This is a genomic window from Pedococcus sp. P2_E2, from assembly GCF_056403955.1.
Window position 1 is genome coordinate 932,142 of the sequence record NZ_JBFUEM010000001.1, and the last position, 18,418, is coordinate 950,559.

Annotated in this window: 18 protein-coding genes; 13 read left to right on the forward strand and 5 right to left on the reverse strand. The window is 70.1% G+C overall.

Annotated features, from left to right (window positions below; translation table 11 throughout):
* Positions 1-12 precede the first annotated feature (12 nt).
* Positions 13-936 (forward strand): pyridoxal 5'-phosphate synthase lyase subunit PdxS, encoded by a 924-nt coding sequence (gene pdxS, locus AC1DWR_RS04420; RefSeq protein ID WP_477613018.1) that lies wholly within the window; start codon positions 13-15, stop codon positions 934-936.
* Positions 937-1,010: 74 nt separating this feature from the next.
* On the opposite strand, the gene kynU is transcribed toward pdxS, so the two are convergent.
* Genes kynU through AC1DWR_RS04435 form a run of 3 tightly spaced genes read right to left on the reverse strand, consistent with a single transcriptional unit; the run spans position 1,011 to position 3,575 of the window.
* Positions 1,011-2,246, reverse strand: coding sequence for a kynureninase (gene kynU, locus AC1DWR_RS04425; protein WP_477613017.1), 1,236 nt, complete (start codon positions 2,244-2,246; stop codon positions 1,011-1,013).
* A 56-nt stretch (positions 2,247-2,302) separates the two neighbouring features.
* Positions 2,303-2,974: a GNAT family N-acetyltransferase gene (locus AC1DWR_RS04430; protein ID WP_477613016.1), complete on the reverse strand. Its 672-nt coding sequence runs from the start codon at positions 2,972-2,974 to the stop codon at positions 2,303-2,305.
* Between the two features lie 49 nt (positions 2,975-3,023).
* Positions 3,024-3,575, reverse strand: coding sequence for a GNAT family N-acetyltransferase (locus AC1DWR_RS04435; protein ID WP_477613015.1), 552 nt, complete (start codon positions 3,573-3,575; stop codon positions 3,024-3,026).
* Between the two features lie 66 nt (positions 3,576-3,641).
* Between AC1DWR_RS04435 and pdxT the strand changes: the two genes are divergently transcribed.
* The 10 genes from pdxT to AC1DWR_RS04485 all read left to right on the forward strand — a co-directional run bounded on the left by pdxT (position 3,642) and on the right by AC1DWR_RS04485 (position 13,794).
* On the forward strand, positions 3,642-4,250 hold the full coding sequence (gene pdxT / locus AC1DWR_RS04440; RefSeq protein ID WP_477613014.1) for a pyridoxal 5'-phosphate synthase glutaminase subunit PdxT: 609 nt from the start codon (positions 3,642-3,644) through the stop codon (positions 4,248-4,250).
* The gene (locus tag AC1DWR_RS04445) at positions 4,247-5,008 is read left to right on the forward strand and encodes a YebC/PmpR family DNA-binding transcriptional regulator (RefSeq protein WP_477613013.1); all 762 of its coding nucleotides are present in this window, start codon (positions 4,247-4,249) and stop codon (positions 5,006-5,008) included. Before pdxT ends, AC1DWR_RS04445 begins: the two co-directional genes overlap by 4 nt.
* A 113-nt stretch (positions 5,009-5,121) precedes the next feature.
* A complete protein-coding gene (gene ruvC / locus AC1DWR_RS04450; RefSeq protein ID WP_477613012.1) occupies positions 5,122-5,673 on the forward strand; it encodes a crossover junction endodeoxyribonuclease RuvC in 552 nt (183 codons plus the stop codon).
* Positions 5,670-6,272, forward strand: a complete 603-nt coding sequence (gene ruvA / locus AC1DWR_RS04455; protein ID WP_477613011.1) for a Holliday junction branch migration protein RuvA — start codon at positions 5,670-5,672, stop codon at positions 6,270-6,272. Before ruvC ends, ruvA begins: the two co-directional genes overlap by 4 nt.
* Positions 6,273-6,275: 3 nt before the next feature.
* On the forward strand, positions 6,276-7,379 hold the full coding sequence (gene ruvB, locus AC1DWR_RS04460) for a Holliday junction branch migration DNA helicase RuvB (RefSeq protein WP_477613010.1): 1,104 nt from the start codon (positions 6,276-6,278) through the stop codon (positions 7,377-7,379).
* Positions 7,380-7,611: 232 nt separating this feature from the next.
* A complete protein-coding gene (gene yajC / locus AC1DWR_RS04465) occupies positions 7,612-7,911 on the forward strand; it encodes a preprotein translocase subunit YajC (RefSeq protein WP_477613009.1) in 300 nt (99 codons plus the stop codon).
* A gap of 12 nt (positions 7,912-7,923) precedes the next feature.
* Positions 7,924-9,726: a protein translocase subunit SecD gene (gene secD / locus AC1DWR_RS04470; protein WP_477623743.1), complete on the forward strand. Its 1,803-nt coding sequence runs from the start codon at positions 7,924-7,926 to the stop codon at positions 9,724-9,726.
* A complete protein-coding gene (secF, locus tag AC1DWR_RS04475; protein WP_477613007.1) occupies positions 9,723-10,898 on the forward strand; it encodes a protein translocase subunit SecF in 1,176 nt (391 codons plus the stop codon). The genes secD and secF overlap by 4 nt, the downstream gene beginning before the upstream one ends.
* Positions 10,899-10,944: 46 nt before the next feature.
* Positions 10,945-11,475, forward strand: a complete 531-nt coding sequence (locus tag AC1DWR_RS04480; RefSeq protein WP_477613006.1) for an adenine phosphoribosyltransferase — start codon at positions 10,945-10,947, stop codon at positions 11,473-11,475.
* 9 nt (positions 11,476-11,484) lie between these two features.
* On the forward strand, positions 11,485-13,794 hold the full coding sequence (locus AC1DWR_RS04485) for a RelA/SpoT family protein (RefSeq protein ID WP_477613005.1): 2,310 nt from the start codon (positions 11,485-11,487) through the stop codon (positions 13,792-13,794).
* A gap of 25 nt (positions 13,795-13,819) precedes the next feature.
* Here AC1DWR_RS04485 and AC1DWR_RS04490 read toward each other — a convergent pair whose 3' ends face one another.
* Together AC1DWR_RS04490 and AC1DWR_RS04495 are read right to left on the reverse strand one after the other, a co-directional pair.
* Positions 13,820-15,496, reverse strand: coding sequence for a DUF349 domain-containing protein (locus AC1DWR_RS04490; RefSeq protein ID WP_477623744.1), 1,677 nt, complete (start codon positions 15,494-15,496; stop codon positions 13,820-13,822).
* Positions 15,497-15,499: 3 nt separating this feature from the next.
* Positions 15,500-16,318, reverse strand: a complete 819-nt coding sequence (locus tag AC1DWR_RS04495; protein ID WP_477613003.1) for a peptidylprolyl isomerase — start codon at positions 16,316-16,318, stop codon at positions 15,500-15,502.
* Positions 16,319-16,363: 45 nt separating this feature from the next.
* On the opposite strand from AC1DWR_RS04495, the gene AC1DWR_RS04500 reads away from it, so the two are divergent.
* The gene (locus AC1DWR_RS04500; protein ID WP_477613002.1) at positions 16,364-17,065 is read left to right on the forward strand and encodes an MBL fold metallo-hydrolase; all 702 of its coding nucleotides are present in this window, start codon (positions 16,364-16,366) and stop codon (positions 17,063-17,065) included.
* A complete protein-coding gene (gene hisS / locus AC1DWR_RS04505; protein ID WP_477613001.1) occupies positions 17,062-18,417 on the forward strand; it encodes a histidine--tRNA ligase in 1,356 nt (451 codons plus the stop codon). Before AC1DWR_RS04500 ends, hisS begins: the two co-directional genes overlap by 4 nt.
* Position 18,418: the final 1 nt, after the last annotated feature.

The following is an 18,418-nucleotide window of genomic DNA, read 5'->3' on the forward strand; positions in this document are numbered from 1 at the left end:
AGTAGGTCCGCCATGTCCGCCGAGAGCAACCCCGTCGAGAGCACAGCCACGCAGCCCACCACCGGCACGTCACGCGTCAAGCGGGGGATGGCCGAGATGCTCAAGGGCGGCGTCATCATGGACGTCGTCAACGTCGAGCAGGCCAAGATCGCCGAGGACGCCGGCGCCGTCGCCGTGATGGCCCTCGAGCGGGTCCCCGCCGACATCCGCGCCCAGGGTGGCGTGTCGCGCATGTCCGACCCCGACATGATCGACGGCATCATCGAGGCCGTGTCGATCCCGGTGATGGCCAAGGCCCGCATCGGTCACTTCGTCGAGGCCCAGGTGCTGCAGTCCCTGGGGGTCGACTACATCGACGAGTCCGAGGTTCTGACCCCGGCCGACTACGCCAACCACATCGACAAGTGGAACTTCACGGTTCCCTTCGTCTGCGGTGCGACCAACCTCGGCGAGGCCCTGCGCCGCATCACCGAGGGCGCGGCGATGATCCGCTCCAAGGGTGAGGCCGGCACCGGCGACGTCTCCAACGCGACCACCCACATGCGCCAGATCCGCCAGCAGATCCGCAGGCTCCAGGGCCTGCCCGAGGACGAGCTGTTCGTCGCGGCCAAGGAGCTCCAGGCGCCGTACGACCTGGTCAAGGAGGTCGCCGAGCTGGGCAAGCTCCCCGTCGTGCTGTTCACCGCGGGCGGCATCGCGACCCCGGCCGACGCCGCGATGATGATGCAGCTCGGCGCCGAGGGCGTGTTCGTCGGCTCCGGCATCTTCAAGTCCGGCAACCCGGCCCAGCGCGCCGAGGCCATCGTGAAGGCGACGACCTTCTTCGACGACCCCGACGTCATCGCCAAGGTCTCGCGCGGCCTCGGTGAGGCGATGGTCGGCCTCAACGTCGACGAGATCCCCGAGCCGCACCGCCTCTCCGAGCGCGGTTGGTGACCGGCCCGTCCCACAGCTGACAGAGCACGGCGCCCGGTGGCCAACCACCGGGCGCCGTCCTGTCCGATGACCTGTCAGGTGACGGTGCTGCGGGCGCGGAACTCCTCGCGCTCGAACTCGCGTCCCTCGAGCACCGCCGCCACGTGCTCCGCCGCCGCCACCACGTCGGCGTGCGAGAGGTAGAGGGGGCTGAACCCGAGCCGCACGATGTCGACCTCACGGAAGTCGCCGATCACGCCGCGCGCGATGAGGGCCTGCACCACGGCATACGCCTCGGGGTGCCGCAGGCTCACCTGCGAGCCGCGCCGCGCCTCCTCGCGTGGCGTCGCGAGCGGCAGGTCGACACCCAGGGCGTCCAGCGCCTCGATGAACAGTCCTGTCAGTGACAGTGAGCGGGCGCGCACCTCCTCGATCGAGAGCCCGTCGTATGCCGTGAGCGCACCTTCCAGCGTCAGCAGGCTGAGCAGGGGAGCCGTGCCGACCCTGGCCCTCGTGATGGTGGCCGCGGGGGCGTAGTCGGTGGACATCCCGAACGGGCTGGCGTGGCCCTGCCAGCCGGACAGGACGTTCTCGAAGTCGCCCAGGTGCTCACGCCGGACGTAGATGAACGCGGGGGCGCCGGGGCCGCCGCTGAGGTACTTGTAGCCGCAGCCCACCGCGAGGTCTGCGCCGCCATCGTCGAGCCCGACCGGCATCGCACCGGCCGAGTGGCAGAGGTCCCAGCACACAAGGGCGCCGACGCCGTGGGCGGCGCGGGTGAGGGCCGGCAGGTCCCACTGCTTACCCGTGCGGTAGTCGACCTGCGAGTAGGCCGCCAGCGCCAGCGAGTCACCCAGCTCCGCGATGCGCGCGGGCGCCTCGGGGGTGGGCACGAGCTCGAGGGTCAGGCCGAGCAGCTCGCAGGCGGACCGGGCGATGTAGACATCCGTGGGAAAGGAGTCGGGGTCGGTCAGCACCGTGCTCCGGCCCGGGCGCAGGCGCGAGGCGGCGACGATGGCCTTGAAGAGGTTGACGGACGTGGAGTCGGTGACGACGACCTGGCCCGGCGCCGCACCGACCAGCGAGCCGATGCGGTCACCGACCCGCTCGGGCGCACCCCACCAGTCCGACTCGTTCCATGCACGGATGAGCTGCTCTCCCCACTGGCGGGCGACCACGTCGGCGGCCGTCTCGGCCGCAGCGACGGACAGGGCGCCGAGGGAGTTGCCGTCGAGGTAGATGACCCCCTCAGGGATCCGGAACGCGCTGCGTCGGTCGGTGGAGGAGTGCTGGGCATCGAGGTCGCGAGCGCGGGTGGTGAGGTCGGTCATGCCCCGAAACCTATAGGTGGGCGGTGCGGTGATGTCAGGGCCTCGACGGCACAGGTTCATGTCCTGGCCAGTCGCGTGGGGGGACGCGATGCCACACCCCGGGCGTGCGGCGCAGGTCCACGACGACCGGCGCTACTCCCCGAGGTCCGGTCGCTCGAGGCCACCTCGCGCACCATGACGCAGTTGCCGAGGCCCTTGGGGCGGTCGTAGCTGAAGCCCTCGCGCTCGTACATCGTGCGGGTGCCGTTGTAGAGGAACGACGAGTTCTTCTTCCGGACGCCACCGGTGTCGTGTGGGTAGCCCTCGACCAGACCACCGCCGGCCCGAGCGATCAGCTCGACCGCTCCACGCAGGGCGATCGACGCCAGGCCCTTGCCGCGGTGGCTGCGCTCGACCTGGATGCAGGTGACCCGGTAGTCGGGGAGTCGCTCGGCCGTGGCGAGGTACTCCTTGCGGTGGTGGATGCTGGGCAGCTCCTCCGGCGTCCCGTACTCCGCCCAGGCGATGGCGAGGTCGCCGTCGTAGACCAGCGCCGCGTGCGCGATCCCCTCATCCACCCGGCGCTTCTTGAACGCGCGGTTGTCCTCGGCGGTGCTGTCCGGCTCCCGGTCCTCCGGATGGAACCAGGTGCACCAGCAGTTGGCGAACATGCCCTTGTTCCGCTCGACGAGCGCGGCGAAGTCGTCGAACGTCTCCGGCGTGAGCGCCCTGATCGTGTAGTCGGACATGCCTGAAAAGTACCCCTGCTCGGGGTCCAGGAACCGCTCGACGCAAGCGTCAGCCCCGCGCTCCCGGCTCCCGGGCAGGGGGCAGCGCCATGAAGAGCACGGGCAGGTGGTCCTCGGGCAGCCACCACGGGCGGCCCTCGCCGACCACCTGCCACCCCGTGCGCCGGTACAGCTCGACGGCCGAGGTGGTCTCCCGCACGACGTCCAGGACAGGTGTCCGGCCCGACTCGCGGATGGCCGCGACCGCGGTCGCGAGAAGGGCCTTCCCGACACCCCTGCCGACGGTCGTGTGATCCACGAAGAGGACCGCGACCGCCGCGAGCTCCTCCCGTGGGCGGCCGGTCCCCGCGATCCAGAGGTCGGCCTCCATCCCCGGCTCGACCCGCGAGACCGCGACGTGGCCGACCACGCGCCCGCCGAGCTCGGCGACCCAGGCTGCGTCCTCGTCGGCCCGCGCGATGAACGACTCCACCGGGAACGGCAGGGGCCAGCTCTGGGGATACCCCGAGTGCGGCTGCTGGGCGGTCAGGACGTCGGCCAGGGCCGGGATGTCGTCACTGGTGCGCTCGCGCACCACCACCTCTTCGAAGGCGTCAGTCATGGCGCCACCCTAGGTCGGGGCAGGGCGGGGCGTTGCGGCGCTCCCGCCGCCCGTAGCATTCCGGGCGTGACCGAGCAGCCCACCATCGGAGTCCTCGCCGTCCAGGGCGACGTGCGCGAGCACCTGTATGCCGTGGAGCAGGCGGGCGCCCGCGCCACCACCGTGCGCCGGACCTCCGAGCTGGACGCGGTGGACGCGCTCATCATCCCGGGCGGTGAGTCCACGACCATGGACAAGCTGGTCCGCGCCTTCGAGCTGCGCGACCCACTCCGGGCGCGGCTGGCGGCCGGCATGCCGGCATACGGCTCCTGCGCGGGGATGATCATGCTCGCCGACCGCATCGCCGACGCCCGACCCGACCAGCAGACGCTCGGCGGCCTGGACATCACGGTGCGTCGCAACGCGTTCGGCCGGCAGGTGGACTCCTTCGAGGAGGACCTGCACATCCGGGCCATCGGCGGCGCGCCGATGCGGGCCGTGTTCATCCGTGCGCCGTGGGTCGAGGAGGTGGGCGAGGGGGTCGAGGTGCTGGCCCGCGTGGAGGACGGACCTGCCGCAGGTAGGATCGTCGCCGTTCGTCAGGGGTCCCTGATGGCCACCTCCTTCCACCCGGAAGTGACCGGTGACCACCGGTTCCACCAGTTGTTCGTCGAGATCGTGAGAGGCAAGGCATGAGCGGCCACAGCAAATGGGCAACCACGAAGCACAAGAAGGCTGCCATCGACGCGAAGCGGGGCAAGCTCTTCGCCAAGCTCATCAAGAACATCGAGGTCGCGGCGCGCACCGGTGGCGGTGACCCCACGGGCAACCCGACGCTCTACGACGCCATCCAGAAGGCCAAGAAGACCTCGGTCCCCAACAACAACATCGACAACGCGGTCAAGCGCGGGTCCGGTGCGACGGCCGGCGGCGCCGACTGGGAGACCATCACCTACGAGGGCTACGCGCCCGGTGGTGTCGCCGTCCTCATCGAGTGCCTGACCGACAACCGCAACCGAGCGGCTGCCGAGGTCCGCACCGCGCTGACCCGCAACGGCGGCCAGCTGGCCGACCCCGGTTCGGTGTCCTACGTCTTCGACCGCAAGGGCGTCGTCGTGGTCCCCAAGGGCGACAAGACCGAGGACGACATCCTCGAGATCGTCCTCGAGGCCGGTGCCGACGAGGTCAACGACCTCGGCGACGCCTTCGAGATCATCTCCGAGGCGACCGACTTCGTCGCCGTCCGCAAGGCCGTCCAGGACGCCGGGATCGACTACGACTCCGCCGAGGCCTCGTGGGTGCCGAACCTCAAGGTGCCGCTCGACGCAGACGGGGCACGCAAGATGATCCGCGTCATCGAGGCCCTCGAGGACTCCGACGACGTGCAGGACGTGTTCGCCAACGGAGACATCAGCGACGACGTGCTCGCCGAGATCGAGGACGACGACGAGTAGAAGGCGTGTTGCTGCGCCCGAAGGTGCGAACCGGTGTGTAGCGTTCAACCGAACATGTGTTCGGAAACGCATGGTTGTTCGAAAACGCAGTCGGACGTGAGGGAGCAGCTGTCGTGCGCGTACTCGGGGTCGATCCCGGCCTGACCCGCTGTGGCATCGGGGTGGTCGAGGGCGGTCGTGGTCGCCAGGTCCGCCTCGTGGCCGTCGGCGTGGTGCGTTCCCCGGCCACCGAGCCGACCGCCGAGCGGCTGCTCTACCTCCAGACCGAGCTCGACGCGTGGCTCGACCGGTTCGAGCCTGACGCGATCGCCGTGGAGCAGGTCTTCGCCGACGTCAACGTCGCCAGCGTCATGAACACCATGCAGGCCTCGGCGATCCCGCTGCTCGCCGCGGCGCGCAGGGGGCTCCCGGTCCAGCTGCACACGCCGACCTCGGTCAAGGCAGCGGTCACCGGCTCGGGCCGGGCCGACAAGGCCCAGGTGACGGCCATGGTGACCCGGATCCTGCGGATGGAGTCCGCGCCGAAGCCCGCCGACGCCGCGGACGCCCTCGCCATCGCCATCTGCCACCTGTGGCAGGGCCCCGCCGCCACCCGGCTCCAGGACGCCGCCAGGGCGGAGCAGGAACGCCTCCGCTCAGCGGGCCGAGCCGCGGTGGCCCGGTGATCGCCTCGGTCCGCGGACCGGTGCGGCACATCGGTCTCGACCGAGTCGTCGTCGAGGTCGGGGGAGTGGGCATGCTGCTGCACACGACACCGGCCACCGCGTCCGCACTGCACCTCGGTCAGGAGGCGCTGCTCGCGACCACCCTCGTCGTCCGCGAGGACTCGCTGACCCTCTACGCCTTCACGTCCGACGACGAGCGTGACATCTTCGAACAGGTGCAGACCGTCTCGGGCGTCGGACCTCGGATCGCCCTCGCGATGCTCTCGGTGCTGGCCCCCGACCGGCTACGGGCAGCGGTCAGCAGCGCGGACCTCGCGACGCTCACCAAGGTGCCCGGGATCGGCCGCAAGGGTGCCGAGCGCATCGTCCTCGAGCTGCGCGACAAGCTCGGTATGCCGTCCGGTGCGGCGGGTGGCGCGACTGCCGTCCCGGCCGTGGGAGCCACGGCCTGGCGTGACCAGGTGGCCGAGGCCCTCGTGGGGCTCGGATACTCCGCCAAGCAGGCCGACGACGCCGTGTCGCGGGCGGCGGAGGCGGCGCCGGCCGGCGCCGACGTCTCCGCGATGCTCCGCGCGGCGCTGCGAGAGCTGGGGCGCTAGGCCATGGCTGACGGCTTCTCCTCCGAGATGTTCGAGGACTCGTCGGTCGATGCCACCGCGCGGGTGGTCGACGCCGAGGGCGATGCCGACGAGCGCACCGTGGAGGCAGCCCTGCGACCACGCAGGCTCAGCGAGTTCACCGGTCAGACGCGGGTGCGCGACCAACTCTCGCTCGTGCTCGAGGCGGCCCGGCGACGGGGGACACCGCCCGACCACGTGCTGCTCTCCGGGCCGCCGGGTCTGGGCAAGACCACGCTGGCCATGCTCATCGGCACCGAGCTGGGGCGGCCGATCCGCATCACCAGCGGCCCCGCCATCCAGCACGCCGGCGACCTGGCGGCGGTGCTCTCCTCGCTCATGGAGGGGGAGGTCCTCTTCCTCGACGAGATCCACCGCATGTCGCGGTCGGCCGAGGAGATGCTCTACCTCGCCATGGAGGACTTCCGGGTCGACGTCATCGTCGGCAAGGGCCCCGGCGCCACAGCCATCCCCCTGGAGCTCCCCGCCTTCACCGTCGTGGGCGCCACCACCCGGGCAGGGCTGCTGCCCGCGCCGCTGCGCGACCGGTTCGGCTTCACCGGGCACCTCGACTTCTACGCAGCCGAGGACCTGGTCACGATCCTCGAACGCTCGGCGCGACTGCTCGAGGTGTCCGCCGACACCGACGGCATCACCGAGATCGCGCGGCGATCGCGCGGCACACCACGCATCGCGAACCGGCTGCTGCGACGGGTCCGCGACTGGGCCCAGGTGCACGGACGCGACGTCGTCGACGAGGAGGCGGCGCATGCCGCGCTGGCCCTGTTCGACGTCGACGACCGCGGGCTGGACCGCCTCGACCGCGCCGTCCTCGACTCCCTCTGCCGGCGCTTCGGAGGCGGACCCGTCGGTCTGTCGACGCTCGCGGTCGCAGTGGGGGAGGAGGCCGACACGGTCGAGACCGTCGCCGAGCCGTTCCTCGTCCGTGAGGGCTTCATCACGCGCACGCCTCGTGGCCGGGCCGCGACGGCCATGGCGTGGGAGCACCTGGGCCTGACGCCACCGCTCGGCCACCAACCCCAGCCCAGCCTGCCCCTCGACACCGGCGAGGGTCGCTTCGGCGGGTGACCCGCTCGGGCGGCGTGCCCACGGCATACCTGCACGTGCTCGCCCGTGCTCGCCCCTTCTCGCCATGGGCGAGCAAAGGTCACAATTGGAACGCAGCCACGGTGGGGCACGTTGGTCGGTATGCCGTGCGTCACCTACACTCGGGCGGTCCCCCGGCTGGAGCCGGGGACTTGCGCGTGCCCTACTGCGTGGCGCCGCACCCTGACTGCCCCAACCGTGAAGGGACTGCTCCATGTCGAATGGCGGCTCGCCCATAGCCAGCCTGCTGATCTTCGCGCTGCCCGTGCTGCTCATCGTCTTCATGGTGTTCAGCCAGCGTCGGCGCCAGCGCGAGGTGCAGTCACTGCAGGCGGCTCTGGCCGTCGGCGACGAGGTCTGCACGACCTCCGGGCTCTACGGCACGATCACGTCCCTCGACGACAGCACCGCCACCCTGGAGATCAGCCCCGGGGTCACCGTCCGCTTCGACCGGCGCGCCATCGGCACCAAGACGGTGTCACCCGGCCCGGCCGCACCCCGCACCACCGAGTAGAGGTCCCTGCACGTGGCAATCAACCCGCACAACCGCAAGCCGCTGAAGATCCTGTCAGCGCTGGCGGCCGTCACCCTCGGCCTCTACGGCCTCCTCTTCGCGGCCACCACCTGGGGTGACGCACAGTGGCAGCCCAAGCTCGGTCTCGACCTCGACGGGGGCACCCAGCTGGTGCTCAAGCCCGTGCTGGTCGGCAACAGCAAGGTCACCAACGAGCAGCTCACCCAGGCGCGGGACATCATCGTCCAACGCGTCGACGCCAACGGCGTCGCGGGCGCCGAGGTGACCACGCGCAACGGCGAGGACATCGTCGTGAGCGTCCCGGGCACCAGCCTGGACAAGACGACCGAGGACGCCATCCGCAAGTCCTCGCAGATGCGCTTCCGACCCGTCCTCGCTGCCGCGCCGGGAGTGAACCAGCCGACCCCCACGGGCACGGACACCGGGACGGCCACCGGCACGGCAACGGGCACCGCCACGCCGAGCAAGGCTCCCAGCCCCTCCGCCACGGCCACCGGTTCGGCGACCCCGGCCGGCTCCGCCCTGCCCGGGGCGTTCGTCAAGGCCACCACGCCGCCCACTCCGACCGGTTCCGCGACGGGCAGTGCCACGGGTACCTCCACGGCCAAGCCCACCGGCTCGACCGCCGCGCCCCAGAACGCCAGCGACCTGGCGTGGATCACGGCCGACGTCGCGGCTGCGTTCCAGGCGCTGGACTGCTCCGACCCCGCCGTGGTCGACAAGATCGTGGACGACCCGGCGAAGCCGCTGGTCACGTGCAGCGACGACGGCGCAGAGAAGTACGTCCTCGGCCCGGTCGTGGTGAACGGCGACCAGATCAAGGACGCCGCAGCCGGCTACCGACCCCTGTCCAACGGCCAGCCGTCCAGCACCGTCGAGATCACGCTGAGCTTCAAGTCCGAGGGCACCAAGGCCTACGCCGAGGCGAGCAAGCGGATGGTCACCCTCGAGACCCCCCGCAACCAGATGGCCGCCACCCTCGACTCGCGTGTCATCGTGGCGCCGTACTTCCAGGCCGCGATCCTCGACGGGCAGGCCAGCATCTCGGGCCAGTTCACGATCACGTCGGCCCGCGACCTGGCCAACCAGCTCAAGTTCGGTGCCCTGCCCCTGTCGTTCACGCTGCAGACCCGCGACCAGATCAGCCCGACCCTGGGCAGCGAGCAGCTCAGGATGGGTCTGATCGCCGGAGTCATCGGCTTCGCGCTGGTCTTCATGTACTCCCTCGCGCAGTACCGCGCCCTGGGCCTGGTCACCGTGCTGTCCATCGTCATCGCGGCGCTGCTGACCTACGTCGCGATCGCCGTGCTCGGCTGGTCACACAACTTCAGACTCGACATGGCGGGCGTGACAGGGCTCATCGTGGCCATCGGTGTCACCGCCGACTCCTTCATCGTCTACTTCGAACGCATTCGCGACGAAGTGCGTGAGGGACGACCCCTGCGTGCCGCCGTCGACACCGGCTGGCGCCGAGCCCGACGAACCATCCTGGCCGCGGACGGCGTGAACTTCCTGGCCGCGTTCGTCCTCTACCTGCTGGCGTCCTCCAACGTGCGCGGGTTCGCCTTCACCCTGGGCCTCACGACCCTGATCGACCTGCTCATCGTCGTGCTGTTCACCCACCCGCTCGTGGCGATCCTGGCCGGCACCAAGTTCTTCGGCGGTGGACACAAGTGGTCGGGTCTCGACCCGGAGCGGCTCGGGGCCAAGGCACACAAGCCCAGGTATRCCGGGCGCGGACGGGTCGCGATGCCGACCACCGCATCTGCTGTGAGCGACGGGAGCGCACTGTGATCAACTTCGCCGCACTGGGCAACGACCTCTACACCGGCAAGCGGTCCATCGACTTCGTCGGTCGCTACAAGCGGTGGTACGCCGTCTCCGGGGTCTTCGTCCTGCTCGCGATCATCGGGCTGGTCTGGCACGGCCTCAACCTCAGCCTCGAGTTCCGCGGCGGCTCGGAGTTCCGGGTGTCGTCGGTCGCGAGCTCGGCGGACTACGAGGCCAGGGCCAAGGACGCCGTCAGCCACATCCCGACGGCTGGTGCCGCCGAGGTGACCAAGGTCGGCACCGGCACCATTCGGGTGCAGACCGAGCAGCTCGGCGAGTCCGAGATCCGGGCCGTGCAGACGGCACTGGCCTCCGAGTTCAAGACCGACGTCGACAACGTCTCCGCATCGTTCGTCGGGCCTTCCTGGGGTGCCTCCGTGAGCCAGCAGGCGCTCAAGGCCCTGGCTGTGTTCCTCGCACTCGTGTCGATCGTGATGGCGATCTACTTCCGCACGTGGAAGATGGCCGTCGCCGGGCTCGTGGCCCTGCTCCACGACCTGTTCATCACGGTGGGCATCTATGCGCTGGCCGGTTTCGAGGTCTCCCCGGCCACGATGATCGGCTTCCTGACGATCCTCGGGTACTCGCTGTACGACACCGTCGTCGTCTTCGACAAGGTGCGTGAGAACACCACCGAGGCGCTCGGCAACGGCCGCCTCACCTACGCCCAGGCGGCGAACCTCGCCGTCAACCAGACCCTGGTGCGGTCGATCAACACCACGATCGTGGCGCTGCTGCCGATCGCATCGATCCTGGTCATCGGGTTCCTCTTCCTCGGCCCCGGCACCCTGCTCGACCTGGCCCTGGCCCTGTTCGTCGGTATCGCCGTCGGCGCCTACTCCTCGATCTTCATCGCCACGCCGCTGTTGGTGCACCTGCGCCTGAAGGAGCCGGCTGTCGTCGATCTCGAGAAGAAGGCCACCCGCTACCAGGCGCGTCATGGCGGCGTCGTCTCCGCCTCCGATGCCGCTCCGGTCCCGCACGAGCCCGACGCCGAAGAGCTCGCTGCAGCCACCTCCGGCCGCGAGTCGGTCTCGGCGGCGGCACGTTCCGGTGGCGTGGTGCGCGAGACCCACAAGTACGCGACCAGTGGTCCGCGCAACCAGCCCAAGCGTCCGCCGAAGTCTCGTCGATGAGGCGCAGCTCGTCGACGAGATGGAGCCGCTGCGCCCGGGTGGGTCAGTGAGCGACACCCTCGCCGAGCGGGTCTCCGCGCGGTTGCGCGACGTCCAGGACTTTCCCAGCCCGGGGATCCTGTTCAAGGACGTGACGCCCGTCCTGGCCGACCCCGAGGTCTTCGGTGCCGTCATCCGCGACATGGCGGACCGACGCAGGGGCAGCATCGACCTGGTCGTCGGTATCGAGGCTCGCGGCTTCATCTTCGGAGCCGCTCTCGCGCACGAGCTGGGGGTCGGCTTCGTCCCGGTGCGCAAGGCGGGCAAGCTGCCGGGCGACACCGTCGGGCTGACCTACGACCTCGAGTACGGCACGGCGACCATCGAGATCCACAGCGATGCCTTCGTGAGCGGTGAGCGCGTCCTGCTCGTCGACGACGTGCTCGCCACGGGAGGCACCGCCGAGGCGGCCTGTCGGCTGCTGGAGCAGGCCGGTGCCACGGTCGTGGCCTTCGAGACGCTGGTCGAGCTCGGGTTCCTGCCCGGCCGTGAGCGGTTGGCTGGGCGTGAGATCCACGCCACCGTGGTGGTCCCGTAGGCTTTCGGCATGACCGAGGACGTCGTCACCGGACCGGTGCCCACCGGTGCCTCCTCGGCGAACCGCGTCCGCGCCCGCCTGGCCCGCTTCGGCAGCCGCGGAGGTCCGATCAACCCGGTCCTGGAGCCCCTGCTCCAGACAGTCCGAGCCACCCACCCCAAGGCTGACCTGACGGTCATCGAGCGCGCGTACGTCGTCGCCGAGGAGGCGCACCGGGGCCAGACGCGCAAGTCCGGCGACGCGTACATCACCCACCCGCTCGCGGTGACCACGATCCTCGCCGAGCTGGGCATGACGCCGGCCACCCTGGCGGCGGCGCTGCTCCACGACACGGTGGAGGACACGGAGTACAGCCTCACGCAGCTGGAGAAGGACTTCGGGCGCGAGGTGGCGATGCTCGTGGACGGTGTCACCAAGCTCGACAAGGTGACCTACGGGGACGCCGCGCAGGCCGAGACCGTGCGCAAGATGGTCGTGGCGATGGCCCGCGACATCCGGGTGCTGGTGATCAAGCTGGCCGACCGCCTGCACAACGCCCGCACCTGGCGCTACGTCTCGGTGGAGTCCGCGCAGCGCAAGGCTCGCGAGACCCTCGAGATCTACGCCCCGCTGGCCCACCGGCTCGGCATGAACACCATCAAGTGGGAGCTCGAGGACCTGTCCTTCGCGACGCTCTACCCCAAGGTCTACGACGAGATCGTGCGCTTGGTGGCCGAGCGGGCCCCCGCACGCGAGGAGTTCCTCTCAGGGGTGCGGGACCAGGTCAGCGAGGACCTCAGGGGCGCCAAGATCAAGGCGACCGTGACCGGTCGGCCGAAGCACTACTACTCCGTCTACCAGAAGATGATCGTCCGGGGTCGCGACTTCGAGGACATCTACGACCTCGTGGCGGTGCGGGTCCTCGTCGACTCGGTGCGCGACTGCTACGCCGCGCTGGGTGCGCTGCACGCGCGCTGGAACCCCCTGCCGGGGCGGTTCAAGGACTACATCGCGATGCCCAAGTTCAACATGTACCAGTCCCTGCACACGACGGTGATAGGCCCTGAGGGCAAGGCCGTCGAGATCCAGATCCGCACGCACACCATGCATCGCCGGGCCGAGTACGGCGTCGCCGCCCACTGGAAGTACAAGGAGGATGGCACCGCCCCCGCCTCCGGCGCCAAGGAAGGCGAGACCGGCCCGATCAACGACATGGCGTGGCTGCGCCAGCTGCTCGACTGGCAGAAGGAGACCGCCGACCCGGGGGAGTTCCTCGACTCGCTGCGCTTCGAGATCAACGCCCGCGAGGTCTACGTCTTCACGCCCAAGGGCGAGGTGGTGGCCCTGCCGGCCGGAGCGACGCCGGTCGACTTCGCCTACGCCGTGCACACCGAGGTGGGCCACCACTGCATCGGCGGCCGCGTCAACGGCCGTCTCGTGCCGCTGGAGTCGACCCTCGAGAACGGTGACGTCGTCGAGGTGCTCACCTCCAAGGCCGACGGCGCCGGACCGTCGCGCGACTGGCTCACCTTCGTCAAGTCGCCTCGGGCGCGCAACAAGATCAAGCAGTGGTTCTCCAAGGAGCGTCGCGAGGAGGCGATCGAGACCGGCAAGGACGCGATCGCCCGCGCCATGCGCAAGGAAGGCCTCCCGCTCCAGCGACTGCTCACCGTCGAGACCCTGACCGGCCTGGCGTCAGAGCTGCGCTACCAGGACATCGACGCCCTGTATGCCGCGGTGGGCGAGGGGCACGTGTCCGCCCAGCACGTGGTGGGCCGGCTGGTGGTCTCGCTGGGGGGCGAGGAGGGCGCATCCGAGGACCTCGCGGAGGCGACGACGCCGACCCGGTCGATGCGGCGACGCACGGGCGACCCCGGCGTCGTGGTGGTCGGCACTGCGGACGTGTGGGTCAAGCTGGCCCGCTGCTGCACCCCGGTGCCGGGTGACCCGATCATGGGATTCATCACCAGGGGCAACGGCGTCTCAGTGCACCGCACCGACTGCACCAACGCTGAATCCCTTCTGTCGCAACCAGATCGGATGATCGAGGTCGAGTGGGCCCCCTCGTCGGCGTCGGTCTTCCTGGTGCAGCTGCAGGTCGAGGCCCTGGACCGCAACCGGTTGTTGTCCGACGTCACCAGGGTGCTGTCCGACCAGCACGTCAACATCCTCTCGGCCTCGGTGCAGACCTCGCGAGACCGGGTGGCGATCAGCAAGTTCACCTTCGAGATGGGTGACCCGAGCCACCTCGAACACGTGATGAAGGCCGTCCGCAAGATCGACGGCGTGTTCGACGTCTACCGGATCACCGGCACCAAGGCCACCGCCGCCAAGGCGTAGCCCCGCGGCATACGAGGGTCGTGGTCTAGGAACCGAACTCGTCGACGTTGCCGCGGGCCTGGGCCAGCCACTGCTCCTGGGCCTCGAGCTTGGCCTGGGCGTCCTTGACCTTCTTCTCGTTGCCGGAGGCCTGCGCCTTGGCCAGGTCGTCCTTGAGCGAGGAGACCGACGCCTCGAGCTGGTCGACCATGCTCTGGGCGCGGGCCGCGACCTCGGGGTTGGACTGCTTCCAGCGCTGGTCGTCGGCGTCGCGTACCGCCTGCTCGATGCGACGCATCCCCTTCTCCATGCGGTCGACGTCGCCCCGGGGGACCTTGCCCGCAGCGTCCCACTTGTCCTGCAGCGTGCGGAGGGCGGCCTTGGCGGTCTCGAGGTCCTTCACCGGGAGGATGTCCTGGGCTTCCGTGAGCAGAGCCTCCTTGACGGCCAGGTTGCCCCGGAACTCCTCGTCCTCCTTGGCCGCGACCTCGTCCTTCGCGGCGAAGAACGCATCCTGGGCGGCCTTGAACCGCTCCCACAACGCGTCGTCGTCGGACCGGGAGGCGCGCCCGGCCTGACGCCAGCGATCCATGAGTCGCTTGAAGGCGCCGGCCGTCTGGCCCCAGTCGGTGCTGGTGGAGAGGGCCTCGGCCTCCTTGACGAGCTCCTGCTTGGCGGCCTTGGCCTCGGCCTGGGTGCCTTCGAGCTGGGCGAAGTGGACCCGACGTGCCTTGTCGAAGGAGTTGCGGGCCTGGCTGAACCGCTGCCAGAGGGCGCCCTCGGTCTCGCGGTCAAGCCGTGCACCCTCGCGCTGGTGCTTCTTCCAGCCGTCGAGCAGCTCGCGCATGCGGGCACCACTGCTCTTCCACTGGATCTTGGCTTCGGGCTGTCCCGCGATCTTCTCGGCTTCGGCCACGATGGCTTCGCGCTCAACCGTCGCCGCGGCTCGGGCTGCGCTGCGTTCGGCGGACTCGGCCGCCTTGCGCGCAGCAACCAGGCCCTCGATCTCGCCCACCTTGGCGTCGAGACCGGCGAGGTCGCCGACGACATTGGCCTCGGCGCAGTGTTCGCGCAGCTTGGCCAGGCCCTCGGCGGCGTCCTTGGCGGACAGGTCAGTGGTGGTCAGCCGCTGGTGCAACAGGTCTGCGGAGGCGTAGAGCTCGTCGTACTTGCGCGCGAAGTAGTGCAGCGCCTCGTCGGGGGTGGCTCCCGGGTAGGCGCCCACCTCCCGCTCGCCATCGGCGGTGCGGACGAACACGGTGCCGTCCTCGGCCGCGCGACCGAACGTCTCCGACGGCGGTCCGGGCGGCGCAGCGACGGTCAGCGCAGCGGGCTGGGCGTGAGCCACCTTGCGCACCGCGGCAGGGGTCGGCACCGGGCCCGGCTTCGGAGCCGGTCGGGGTACCGGCTTCGGTGCGGGAGCGGGAGCGGCTTCGGAGGCAGCGTCGGGCTCGGACGCTGCGGGCTCGGTGGCTCCCTCAGGCTCGGCTGCTGGTTCGGGCTCGGGCTCGGGTGCAGCCTCGGGCTCGGGTGCAGCCTCGGGCTCGGGTGCAGCCTCGGCCTCGGGCTCGGGTGCAGCCTCGGCCTCGGGCTCGGGTGCAGCCTCGGGCTCGGCTGCAGCCTCTGCCTGGGGAGCGGAAGGAGGCGCGTCAGCGACGGTGCTGGGCTCGGAGTCAGGCTTGGAGTCGGGCTCGGTTTCGGCCGGGGGCGTCTGCTCGGTCACGGGTCAGGCCTTCTTCTCTGTCACAGCAACCTTAAGGATGCTGATGGGTGCAGCCGGGGCACCATCGGTGGCGCCTCCGCTCACACCTGCTGCGGCGATCTTGTCGACAATATCCATTCCACCGGTCACCGTGCCGAAGATGGAGTAGCCCGCGGGCACACTGCTCAGGTCGGTGTCCTTGTAGACGATGAAGAACTGGTCAGCGTTGGAGTTCGGGTCGGTCGTGCGTGCCATGGCCAAGCTGCCGCGCGGGTACTTGCCGTCCTTGGGTGCGTTCTCGATGCCGTAGCTGTAGCCGGGGCCACTGCCGGTGCCGCCCAACGGGTCACCGCACTGGAGCACGAACAGGGGTGACGGGTCCGCCACCTTCGTCACGCGGTGGCAGGGGGAGTCGGCGAAGTAGCCGGCCTTGGCGAGCGCGACGAACGAGGCCACGGTCTGGGGCGCCTTGGCACCATCGAGCTGAACGGTGAGGTCGCCGCAGTTGGTCGTGACGACGGCGGTGAAGGTCTTGCCGGCGGCCGTGGCCTTGTCGGGCTTGGCGACCTTCTTCACGGCGGACGGGGGAGCGGGCGGCGCGGTGCAGCCTGCGACTGCCGGACTGGTCGTCGTAGTCGTGGCTGACGGCGCAGTGGCGGCGGGGGTCGTGTCGTCCTTGAGCTGGGTCGCGAGGAACACGAAGGCGGCGACCACGGCGAGCACGGCGAGCACGACCACCACGACCTGGCGGTTGCGCGCGGCCTCACGTTCCTTCTGAACCTGCTTGGCCTCGAGCTTCACGGCACGGCGGCGCGCAGCGGCGCGTTCCTGTTCCCTCGTCACGCGCGCCAGTCTAGGCAGCACGGCGCTGTGGCTAGGCTGCGGGCCGTGCTCACCGTTGCTTTTCCCGCCGCTGCCTTCGACACCAACTGTTACGTCCTCGCCCCTGACGCAGGGGAGGAATGCGTCATCGTCGACCCAGGCATCGGCGTGGAGGAGACCCTGCGCGCGGTGCTCACCGAGCACCGACTGCGCCCAGCCGCGGTGCTGCTCACCCACGGCCACATCGACCACGTGTACTCGGTGACGCCCGTCTGCGGAGCGGACACCGCGGCATACATCCACGCGGACGACCGCTATCGGCTCGTGGACCTGCTCGCCAACGTCAACCCGGGGCTGCTCGGCATGCTCGAGCAGCAGTTCGGCAGCAAGGCGACCTGGACCGAACCCAGCACTGTGGTCGAGGTGAAGGACCGCGCGAGGCTGGACCTGGCGGGGCTCGGGTTCGAGGTGCTGCACGCGCCGGGCCACACCGAGGGTTCGGTGATGTTCAGCGTCGACGCGGTCCCGGACGGGATCGCCGACCAGGTGGAGGTCGACCGCACGCTCCTCAGCGGCGACGTGCTCTTCGCAGGGTCCATCGGTCGCACCGACCTGCCCGGCGGCGACCCGGCGGCGATGAACCGCTCACTGCGCGACGTCGTCCTGCCCCTCCCCGACACCACCCTCGTGCTCCCCGGGCACTACCAGGCCACGACGATGGACCGCGAACGGGCGACCAACCCCTATTTGCAAGGATTGGCCCCGTGAAGATCACCCCGATCAGCGGCTTCCCCGAGTACCTCCCGGCCCAGCGGATCATCGAGCAGCACTTCCTCGACGTCATCCGCGAGACCTTCGAGCTGCACGGGTTCCCCTCGATCGAGACCCGTGCCGTGGAGCCCGTCGACCGGCTGCTCGGCAAGGGTGGCGACGCCGACAAGGAGATCTACGGCGTCACCCGGCTCGCCGACAAGTCCGAGGGGCGCGCCGACTCCGATGCCGAGCTCGGGCTGCACTTCGACCTCACCGTCCCGTTCGCGCGCTACGTGCTGGAGAACGCCGGCCACCTGTCCTTTCCCTTCCGACGGCACCAGATCCAGAAGGTGTGGCGCGGCGAGCGTCCCCAGGAGGGCCGCTACCGCGAGTTCACCCAGGCCGACATCGACGTGGTCGACGTGGGCGAGCTGGCGCCACACTTCGAGGCCGAGATGCCCCTGGTCGTCGCGGAGGTGTTCCGCAAGCTTCCGGTCGGCCAGATGGTCATCCAGGTCAACAACCGCAAGATCCCCGAAGGCTTCTACCTCGGCATCGGCATCGACGACGTCGCGGGCACGCTGCGCATCGTCGACAAGCTCGACAAGATCGGCCCGGCCAAGGTGAAGGACCTCCTGGTCGACGCCGGGCGGACTCCCGAGCAGGCGGACAAGTGCCTCGCCCTGGCCGCGATCCGGACAGCGGACCTCTCCTTCGTCGCGCAGGTGCGCGAGCTGGGAGTCGAGCACCCCACGCTCGACGAGGGACTCGACGCGCTGGCGGCCGTCATCCAGGCGGGCCTCGACAATGCTCCCGGCGCGCTCGTGGCCGAGCTCAAGATCGCGCGGGGCCTGGACTACTACACCGGCACGGTCTACGAGACCCAGCTGGTGGGCTACGAGTCGTGGGGCTCGTTCTGCTCCGGCGGCCGCTACGACTCGCTGGCCTCGGACGGGAAGACGACCTACCCCGGGGTCGGCATCTCGATCGGTGTCTCCCGCCTCCTGGGGCTGCTCATCGGCAAGGGACTGCTCCGGTCCAGCCGGTCCACCCCCGCGTGCGTCCTCGTCGCCGTGAACGACGACGAGAGCCGAGCGAGCTCCACCCGGGTCGCCACGCAGCTGCGGGCACGCGGCATACCGTGCGAAGTGGCGCCGAAGCCCGCCAAGTTCGGCAAGCAGATCCGGTATGCCGAGCGCCGGGGGATTCCGTACGTCTGGTTCCCCGGCTCAGCGGGCGACGAAGGCAGCGGGGGAGGCGACCAGGTCAAGGACATCCGGTCGGGCGACCAGGTCGACGCCGACGCCATCTCGTGGGAGCCTCCGACCCAGGACCTGCGCCCGCAGATCATCCGCGCGGAGAGCTGAG

What these genes read in the sequence shown, in the direction of transcription:
- AC1DWR_RS04445 (WP_477613013.1), top strand. Translation starts at nt 4,247, where the DNA reads ATGAGCGGCCACAGCAAATGGGCAACCACGAAGCACAAGAAGGCTGCC.
- AC1DWR_RS04485 (WP_477613005.1), top strand. Translation starts at nt 11,485, where the DNA reads ATGACCGAGGACGTCGTCACCGGACCGGTGCCCACCGGTGCCTCCTCG.
- ruvB (WP_477613010.1), top strand. Translation starts at nt 6,276, where the DNA reads ATGGCTGACGGCTTCTCCTCCGAGATGTTCGAGGACTCGTCGGTCGAT.
- AC1DWR_RS04430 (WP_477613016.1), bottom strand. Translation starts at nt 2,974, where the DNA reads ATGTCCGACTACACGATCAGGGCGCTCACGCCGGAGACGTTCGACGAC.
- kynU (WP_477613017.1), bottom strand. Translation starts at nt 2,246, where the DNA reads ATGACCGACCTCACCACCCGCGCTCGCGACCTCGATGCCCAGCACTCC.
- yajC (WP_477613009.1), top strand. Translation starts at nt 7,612, where the DNA reads ATGTCGAATGGCGGCTCGCCCATAGCCAGCCTGCTGATCTTCGCGCTG.
- pdxS (WP_477613018.1), top strand. Translation starts at nt 13, where the DNA reads ATGTCCGCCGAGAGCAACCCCGTCGAGAGCACAGCCACGCAGCCCACC.
- AC1DWR_RS04435 (WP_477613015.1), bottom strand. Translation starts at nt 3,575, where the DNA reads ATGACTGACGCCTTCGAAGAGGTGGTGGTGCGCGAGCGCACCAGTGAC.